Origin of the sequence: Pseudomonas sp., from assembly GCF_049645325.1 — a bacterium.
Taxonomy (GTDB): Bacteria; Pseudomonadota; Gammaproteobacteria; order Pseudomonadales; family Pseudomonadaceae; genus Aquipseudomonas.
On sequence record NZ_JBARTQ010000694.1, the window covers coordinates 19,113 to 27,982 of the forward strand.

General features: G+C 60.8%; 7 protein-coding genes. 2 read left to right on the top strand and 5 right to left on the bottom strand.

Going from position 1 to position 8,870, the window contains the following annotated elements:
- Positions 1-10 precede the first annotated feature (10 nt).
- The gene (locus tag WBB95_RS29495; RefSeq protein ID WP_424490798.1) at positions 11-1,174 is read right to left on the bottom strand and encodes an isovaleryl-CoA dehydrogenase; all 1,164 of its coding nucleotides are present in this window, start codon (positions 1,172-1,174) and stop codon (positions 11-13) included.
- 172 nt (positions 1,175-1,346) lie between these two features.
- Here WBB95_RS29495 and WBB95_RS29500 point away from each other — a divergent pair, with 172 nt between their 5' ends.
- On the top strand, positions 1,347-2,975 hold the full coding sequence (locus tag WBB95_RS29500; RefSeq protein ID WP_424490805.1) for an AMP-binding protein: 1,629 nt from the start codon (positions 1,347-1,349) through the stop codon (positions 2,973-2,975).
- A 595-nt stretch (positions 2,976-3,570) separates the two neighbouring features.
- On the opposite strand, the gene WBB95_RS29505 is transcribed toward WBB95_RS29500, so the two are convergent.
- The 3 genes from WBB95_RS29505 to WBB95_RS29515 form a co-directional block, all read right to left on the bottom strand.
- On the bottom strand, positions 3,571-4,470 hold the full coding sequence (locus WBB95_RS29505; RefSeq protein ID WP_424490799.1) for a hydroxymethylglutaryl-CoA lyase: 900 nt from the start codon (positions 4,468-4,470) through the stop codon (positions 3,571-3,573).
- Between the two features lie 16 nt (positions 4,471-4,486).
- Positions 4,487-4,879, bottom strand: a complete 393-nt coding sequence (locus WBB95_RS29510) for a MerR family transcriptional regulator (protein WP_424490800.1) — start codon at positions 4,877-4,879, stop codon at positions 4,487-4,489.
- A 103-nt stretch (positions 4,880-4,982) separates the two neighbouring features.
- Positions 4,983-5,918 carry a LysR family transcriptional regulator gene (locus tag WBB95_RS29515; RefSeq protein ID WP_424490801.1) on the bottom strand — a complete coding sequence of 312 codons (936 nt, stop codon included), beginning with the start codon at positions 5,916-5,918 and terminating at the stop codon, positions 4,983-4,985.
- A gap of 151 nt (positions 5,919-6,069) precedes the next feature.
- Here WBB95_RS29515 and WBB95_RS29520 point away from each other — a divergent pair, with 151 nt between their 5' ends.
- Positions 6,070-7,299, top strand: coding sequence for an acyl-CoA dehydrogenase (locus WBB95_RS29520; RefSeq protein WP_424490802.1), 1,230 nt, complete (start codon positions 6,070-6,072; stop codon positions 7,297-7,299).
- Between the two features lie 113 nt (positions 7,300-7,412).
- On the opposite strand, the gene WBB95_RS29525 is transcribed toward WBB95_RS29520, so the two are convergent.
- On the bottom strand, positions 7,413-8,744 hold the full coding sequence (locus WBB95_RS29525; protein WP_424490803.1) for a substrate-binding domain-containing protein: 1,332 nt from the start codon (positions 8,742-8,744) through the stop codon (positions 7,413-7,415).
- Positions 8,745-8,870 lie beyond the last annotated feature (126 nt).

An 8,870-nucleotide genomic window follows, 5' to 3' on the forward strand; every position in this document is an offset into this window, starting at 1 on the left:
GCGCGCTCCTTCAGCGGGTTTCGTTGAAGAGTTCGCGGCCGATCAGCATCCGCCGAATCTCACTGGTGCCGGCGCCGATTTCATACAGCTTGGCATCCCGCAGCAGGCGCCCGGCGGGGAATTCGTTGATGTAGCCGTTGCCGCCAAGAATCTGGATCGCGTCGAGGGCCATTTGTGTGGCGCGCTCGGCGCTGTACAGAATCACCCCGGCTGCGTCCTTACGCGTGGTTTCGCCGCGCTCGCACGCCTGGGCCACCGCGTAGAGGTAGGCGCGGCTGGCGTTGAGTTGGGTGTACATGTCGGCGACCTTGCCCTGGATCAGCTGGAATTCGCCAATGCTTTGGCCGAACTGCTTGCGATCGTGGATATAGGGCACGATCAGGTCCATGCAGGCCTGCATGATCCCGGTCGGGCCGCCGGACAGCACCACGCGTTCGTAGTCGAGGCCGCTCATCAGCACTTTGACGCCGCCGTTGAGCACGCCGAGGATGTTTTCCTCGGGCACTTCAACGTCATCGAAAAACAGCTCGCAGGTGTTGGAGCCGCGCATCCCCAGTTTGTCGAACTTGTTGCTGCGGCTGAAGCCTTTCCAGTCGCGCTCGACGATGAAGGCGGTGATGCCGTGGGGGCCTTTTTCCAGGTCGGTCTTCGCGTAGATCACGTAGGTGCTGGCGTCGGGGCCGTTGGTGATCCAGGTCTTGCTGCCATTGAGCACGTAGTGGTCGCCGCGTTTGTCGGCGCGCAGCTTCATCGACACCACGTCGGAGCCGGCATTCGGCTCGCTCATGGCGAGGGCGCCGACATGTTCGCCGCTGAGCAGCTTGGGCAGGTACTTGAGTTTCTGTTCGTGGTTGCCGTTGCGGTTGATCTGGTTGACGCACAGGTTGGAGTGGGCGCCGTAGGACAACGCCACCGAGGCCGAGCCCCGGCTGATTTCTTCCATCGCCACCACGTGGGCCAGATAACCCAGGCCGGCGCCGCCATATTCTTCCGACACGGTGATGCCCAGCAGGCCCATGTCACCGAACTTGCGCCACAGGTCGGCGGGGAACAGGTTGTCGATGTCGATCTGTGCCGCGCGGGGGGCGATTTCCTTGGCCACGAAGTGCTGCACCTGTTCGCGCAGCATGTCGATGGTTTCGCCGAGGGCGAAGTTCAGGGACGGGTAACTCATGGACAGGCACCTTAATGTGAGCTTTTGTTTTTGTGGGGACGGCGCCGGGGAGGGCGCTCACCTTTACGTTAACGTAAGCTTGCGTTGCGAGGCTGTCAATCGTAGTTTACGTTTACGTCAAGCAACCGCCGTCCACCTTACAAAAAAGACAAAAGGGGTCGTTATGGATCAACTGAACCAGAGCTACAGCCGTGGCGCTCAGGACAAGACCTTGCTGGCCGAGACCATCGGTCAGGCCTTCGATCGCACCGTTGCGCAGTACCCGGATGGCGAGGCCTTGGTGGTGCGCCATCAGCAGCGGCGCTACACGTGGCGGCAATTGGCCGAGACGGTTGACGTGCACGCCCGTGCATTCCTGGCGCTGGGCATGCAGACCGGCGACCGCCTGGGCATCTGGGCACCCAACTGCGCCGAGTGGTGCATCAGCCAGATCGCCAGCGCCAAGCTCGGGGTGATCCTGGTCAACATCAACCCGGCCTACCGCAGCAGTGAACTGGCATATGTGCTCGAACAATCCGGCTGCCAGTGGCTGGTGTGTGCCGGGTCGTTCAAGACCTCGGATTACCACGCCATGTTGCTGGAGTTGAAGCCCGAGCTGCGCGCCATCATCAGCCTCGACCCCAGCCCGCCCGCGGGATTCCTGCCCTGGTCGCAGCTGTCGGCGCTCGGCGCGGGCGTGCCGCCGGAGCAACTGCATACACGCCAAGCCAGCCTGCACTTCGATCAAGCCGTCAACATCCAGTACACCTCCGGCACCACCGGCTTCCCCAAGGGCGCCACCCTCAGTCACCACAATATTCTCAACAACGGTTACATGGTCGGCGAAAGCCTGGGCCTCACGGCGCAGGATCGCTTGGTGATTCCGGTGCCGTTGTATCACTGCTTTGGCATGGTGATGGGCAACTTGGGCTGCATCACCCACGGCACCACCATGATCTACCCGAATGACGGCTTCGACCCGCTGCTGACCCTCACCGCCGTGGCCGAAGAGCGCGCCACCGGCCTGTACGGCGTGCCCACCATGTTTATCGCCATGCTCGATCACCCGCGCCGCGCCGAGTTCGAGCTGTCGACCTTGCGCACCGGCATCATGGCCGGCGCCACGTGCCCCATCGAAGTGATGCGCCGCGTCATCAGCGAGTTGCACATGGGCGAAGTACAGATTGCCTACGGAATGACAGAGACCAGCCCGGTGTCGCTGCAGACCGGCGCAAATGACGACCTTGAGCGCCGCGTCACCACCGTCGGGCGCACGCAGCCGCAGCTGGAAAGCAAGATCGTCGACGTTTCTGGCAATACCGTTGCGCGCGGCGAGATCGGCGAATTGTGCACGCGTGGTTACAGCGTGATGCTCGGCTACTGGAACAACCCGGAAGGCACCCGCGACGCCATTGACGAGGCGGGCTGGATGCACACCGGCGACCTGGCGACCATGGACGCACACGGCTACGTGTGCATCGCCGGGCGCAACAAGGACATGATCATTCGTGGTGGCGAGAATGTTTACCCGCGCGAGGTAGAGGAGTTCTTCTTCACTCACCCGGCGGTGGCGGACGTGCAGATCATCGGCATTCCCGACGAACGCTACGGCGAAGAGATCGTCGCCTGGATCAAGTTTCACCCCGGCCATGTGGCCAACGAACTGGAGCTGCACACCTGGTGCAAGGGCCGCATTGCGCACTTCAAGACGCCCAGGCATTTCAAGTTCGTGGATGAGTTCCCGATGACGGTGACGGGCAAGATCCAGAAATTCCGCATGCGCGAAATTTCGATTGAAGAGCTGCGAATTCAATCCGACTGACCCTGGGGCTAATGTGGGAGCAGGCCAGCCAGCTCCCATCCAGGTGGATAGCTGAATTGCAGAAAGCACAAAGGGGACCCGAGGGTCCCCTTTAATTTGTCGTTGCGTGCTCTTTTTTTATTATTGAGGGGCGGTCTATTGTTGTTTTTGGCAACCGTTACCCTTTACCGCTGTTTTTGGCGACCCCCATCCGGGGTCAAGAGCAAACGTATTTTTTTGAACGCTGATCTGCTTCTTCGAATCGATCCAACCAGTGGCAGCTACCTGAGGTAGTTTTATTTTTCTCTAACCGGTTGCGGGTTTCGGCAAGCCGTACCCTGCGAAGCACATCTTCTTCAAAAAAATCTGTTAGCTGCGTCTCTGCCGTGTTGTTTTTGTTATGTCAGAGTCGTTTCGTCTTATTTTTATTAGGTTTGGCGCTTTTTATTCTTGTTATGCCATAGAGATAGCAGAAGCCGTGCCAACTTTTAAAATCCCTTTAAAATCAACTAGTTGGTTTTTTAGTGGGAAACCGACTACGGGAAATGCGACAAAATATGTTCCCGTGTTACTCGAAAGATCGGCCATCGGTAACACATTGTCACAGGCTCGGTACTCAAACGGCGTTACGCGCCTTGGCCACGCGCGATCCTGTTGGGCGGCCCAGCACGTGGCTGATTTGCCGGCCCGCGTGAATCAAGGCGTCCAGGTCGATTCCCGTCTCGATGCCGAGGCCGTTGAGCAGGTACAGCACATCTTCGGTGGCGACGTTACCGCTGGCACCCTTGGCGTATGGGCAGCCGCCGAGGCCCGCAATAGAGCTGTCGAACACGCTGATGCCTTCGAGCAGGCTGGCGTAGATATTGGCGATGGCTTGCCCATAGGTGTCGTGGAAATGACCGGCCAACCTGTCCCGTGGTACCTGCGCCCCAACCACATCGAACAAACGCCGCGTGGCCCCCGCGGTGCCGGTGCCGATGGTGTCGCCCAGCGACACCTCGTAGCAGCCCATGGCATACAACTCGCGCGCAACCGCCGCCACCTGCGCCGGTGCAATCTCACCTTCGTAAGGGCAACCCAACACACACGACACATACCCGCGCACACTCACACCGTGCTGCTTGGCCGCCGCCATGATCGGTGCGAAACGTTCGAGGCTCTCGCTGATGGAGCAGTTGATGTTGCGCTGGGAAAACGCTTCGGACGCCGCCGCGAACACCGCCACTTCCTTCACACCAGCGGCCAGTGCATCTTCGAACCCGCGCAGGTTCGGGGCCAGTGCGCCATAAGTCACGCCGGGCTTGCGCTGGATCTGCGCAAACACCTCGGCGGAACCGGCCATTTGTGGCACCCATTTGGGCGAGACAAAACTGCCGACTTCGATAGAGCGCAAACCCGCCGCGCTGAGCGCGTCCACCAACTGGACCTTGTCGGCCACGCTGATGGGCTTGGCTTCGTTCTGCAAACCGTCGCGCGGGCCGACTTCCACCAGGCGTACGTGTGAGGGGAGGGACATGGCAGCTACCTTCTGATCAATGGCCAACCTGGCTCATGGTGTGGGCCAGGGCTTGGGTGCAACGCTCTTCGGCGGTGTCCAGTTCCAGTTTCATCTGTTCGATGTCCAGCAGTTGTTGCTCCAGCTGCTCACGGCGCTCGGCGATTTTCGCCAGCATGCTGTTGAGCTGGATGTGGTTGCCGCTGGTAGGGTCATACAGTTCGATCAGTTCGCGACACTCGGCCAGGGAAAACCCGATGCGTTTGCCGCGCAAGATCAGCTTGAGGCTGACCTTGTCGCGCGCCGAGTAGATGCGCTCCTGGCCCCGGCGCTCGGGGGCCAGCAGGCCTTGTTCTTCATAGAAGCGAATGGCGCGGGTGGTGATGTCGAGCTCGCGGGCGAGGTCGGAGATGCTGTAGGTGATGCTCATGGCGGCGCTCAAGAAGGTCTTGGCGCTAAGCTAATGGCAGGTTGACGTAAACGTCAAGCTGCCGCACCCACCTTTATGAACTATGAACGAGCAACACCTGTGGTCACGCTTGCTTGCCATCCAGTTTCTTTTCATGTGCCGTCACCTGCTGACACAACTCGATCATCTGCTCGCGCATCCAGCGGTTGGCCGGGTCCTGGTCGGTGCTTTCGTGCCAGTACAAGTGGGTTTCCACTGGTGGTACGTCGTTGACCGGCAGGTTGAACCAGTGCAGCTCATGGCGCCGCGCGAAGCGCTCGGGCACGGTCATCACCATGTCGGTCTGTTGCAACACTTGCGACGCCATCAGGTAATGCTGGGAACGCAAGGCGATCTTGCGCTGAATGCCCATTTTGCCCAGCGCCAGGTCGACGTGGCCCAAGCCATTGCGGCGGCTTGAGATGTGAATGTGAGTCAGCGACAGGTAGTCATCCAGGCTGAATTTGTCTTTGCCCGCCATCGGATGGCCCTTGCGCATCGCACACACGTAACGGTCTTCCATCAGCTTGACGTGGCGCACTTGCGGGTCGGTGTTGAGCGGCGCGTCCACGGCGAAATCCAGGCGCCCGGCCGCCAATTCCTTGGTGGTTTCGCGACGTTTGGACAGGAAGCTTTCGATCACCACAGTCGGCGCCAGGCGGCGCAGGCGCTGGAACAGCAGCGGCAAAATCACCGCCTCGGTGAGGTCGGTCATGCTGATGCGATAGGTCTTGGCCGCCTGTTGCGGGTTGAAAATCCGGCTTTCCTGTACTGACACGCGCAGCAACGACAACGCGTTGCGCACCGGGCCGATGATGTTCTGCGCCATGGGCGTGGGCACCATGCCTTGGGCGGTGCGCACGAACAGCGGGTCGTTGAAGGTCTCGCGCAGACGCGCCAGCGCGTTGGATACCGCCGGCTGGGTGATGCCGACAATCTGCCCGGCGCGGGTCAGGTTGGCTTCGGTGTAGATCGCGTCAAAGACGATAAACAGGTTGAGGTCGACCTTGCTCAGATTCATTTCGTTGCGCTCTTATTGTTAGAGGTCCATGCGCCGATCATATATCGGTGATGAATGTTAATACACGCCGAGAATAGGCTAGGTAAATTATGAGCGCTGTTCTAGCATCGATTGCATGACCTAAACAACCTCTCAGAGAAGGGAGCTGCTCATGGATTTCGCTTATTCGCCCAAGGTTCAGGAACTGCGTGAACGCGTCACTGCGTTCATGGACGCTTACGTTTACCCGGCCGAGCCGGTGTTCGAACGCCAGGTCAACGAAGGTGATCGCTGGCAGCCCACCGCAATCATGGAAGAGCTGAAAGCCAAGGCCAAAGCCGAAGGACTGTGGAATCTGTTCCTGCCGGAATCCGAACTCGGCGCCGGCCTGACCAACCTCGAATACGCGCCGCTGGCCGAAATCATGGGCCGCTCGCTGTTGGGGCCTGAGCCGTTCAACTGTTCCGCCCCCGACACCGGCAACATGGAAGTGCTGGTGCGCTACGCCAATGCAGAGCAGAAGCAGCGCTGGCTCGAACCGCTGCTGCGCGGCGAGATCCGCTCGGCGTTCGCCATGACCGAACCGGACGTCGCTTCCTCGGACGCCACCAACATGGCCGCCCGCGCCGAACGTCAGGGCGATGAGTGGGTGATCCACGGCAAAAAGTGGTGGACCTCCGGCGCCTGTGACCCGCGCTGCAAGATCCTGATCTTCATGGGCCTGAGCAACCCCGACGCGCCGCGCCACCAGCAACACTCGATGATCCTGGTGCCCGTGGACGCCCCCGGCGTGAAAATCGTGCGGCCGCTGCCGGTATTCGGCTACGACGACGCGCCCCACGGCCACGCCGAGGTGCTGTTCGACAACGTGCGCGTGCCGTATGAGAACGTGCTGCTCGGCGAAGGTCGCGGCTTTGAAATTGCCCAAGGCCGCCTTGGCCCAGGCCGTATCCACCACTGCATGCGCTCCATCGGCATGGCCGAACGTGCGCTGGAACTGATGTGCAAACGCTCCGTCAGCCGTACCGCGTTCGGCAAGCCATTGGCGCGGTTGGGCGGCAATATCGACAAGATCGCCGACTCGCGGATGGAAATCGACATGGCGCGGCTGCTGACCCTCAAAGCGGCGTACATGATGGACACCGTGGGTAACAAAGTCGCGAAAAGTGAGATCGCCCAGATCAAAGTGGTGGCGCCGAACGTGGCATTGAAAGTCATCGACCGCGCGATCCAGATGCACGGCGGTGCCGGTGTTTCCAACGACTTCCCGCTGGCCTACATGTACGCCATGCAACGCACCCTGCGCCTGGCCGACGGCCCGGACGAGGTGCACCGCGCCGCAATCGGCAAGTTCGAGATCGGCAAGTATGTGCCTAAAGAGCTGATGCGCAGCGGGCAGTAAGACCGCGGCGCCCTCATCGCGGGCAAGCCCGGCTCCCACACGTGACTGCATTCCAGCATGAGAATGCGCTCAAGTGTGGGAGCCGGGCTTGCTTACACCACAAAACCCAAGGCTCAATACACCCAAACCTCCACCCGCCGATTCTTGATCCGCCCCTCATCCGCCGTATTCGCCGCCACCGGCATCTGCGCCCCAAAGCCGCGTATATCGCGCAGCACCACGCCGCTCTTGACCAGCTCACGGCGTACCGCCATCGCCCGCAACTTCGAGAGCAACGCCGCGCGCTGCGGGTCATTCTTGGCATCGCCGAACCCCACCAGTGTTACCTGCTTGTCGAGTTTGTCGTGGCGTCTTAAATAAGCCACCACCCGCTGCAGGTCCTGGCGCGCCTTGTTGTCCAGGCTGGCACTGCCTTCCTCAAAACGAAAATTCACCGTCAAACGCTGGGCGTCACGGGCGATGGCTTGATAATCCTCGGGCATTGACGCACGCGGCGCCACGGCGATGGCCTGCACCTGCTGCGCGATAAAACCATTCGCCGCGACAATCGCCTGGCCCTTGCTGCTCTGTGCAAAGTCCACCAGCGCCTTGGCCCACGGGTTATGCCCTGACGGCGGCCAGTAGAAGAACAGACGGCGTGACAGTGGATAATCCTCAGTGGCAATCAGGCTGGTCAGCGGCAACATGGGTTGCGAGTCACCGTCGACAATCGCCACGGCCTTGGCCTCGCGCACGTAAGGCAGGCCAATGAATCCGATGCCTTGAGGGTCATGGCTGACCGCATCGGACAACTGCTCACTGGATTCAAAACGTTTGGCGGAGGAAGCAAGCGGCTTGCCACGCAGGCGCAGCACCAGTTCCTTGAAGGTGTCGTAGGTGCCGGATTGATCATCGCGGGTATACAGATGAATCGCGCCACCGGCGCCGCCGAGTTGCTCCCAGGTGTTGACCTCACCATTAAAAACCTGCGCCAGTTGCTCGGTGTTCAGGGTATTCAAAGGGTTGCGCGGGTTGAGGATGATCGCGAGGCCGTCGATGGCAATCACCTGTTCGGCGTCGGGGCTTTTCAGGTCGCCGAGGGGTTCGAGGTCGACCAGTTCACTGTCCTTGATCGGGCGCGAGGACGCTGCGAGGTCGGCGCCGGCTTTTTTCAGCGCGCTGAACCCGGTGCTGGAGCCGTGGGCTGCGACCTCGACAGTGATTGTTTTGCCCTGGCGCGTCTTGCCGACCACGCGCTGTTCATTGGCGCCGTCGCCGGGCTCGATGTGCACGGCTTGCAAGCCCTGATGTTCCATCAAACCCTTGACTAGCGCGGGGCCCAGCGCCGCGCCAATGGTGTTGGAACCCTGGATGCGCAACGCAGGGCCTTGGTCGGGAACGGGCAGGGGGGCGGAAACAGCGGCGAGGGGAAAAAGGGTCAGCAGGAACAGAACGCGCAGCCTCATGCCGGCACCTTCTTAAGCCAAAGGGAGTGCCGGGAGATTAAGTCAGTCGCGTTTCAGGATTGTGACGGGCATGCCCCAAATCCAACTGTGGGAGCGGGCTTGCTCGCGAAAGCGGTGGGTCAGTCA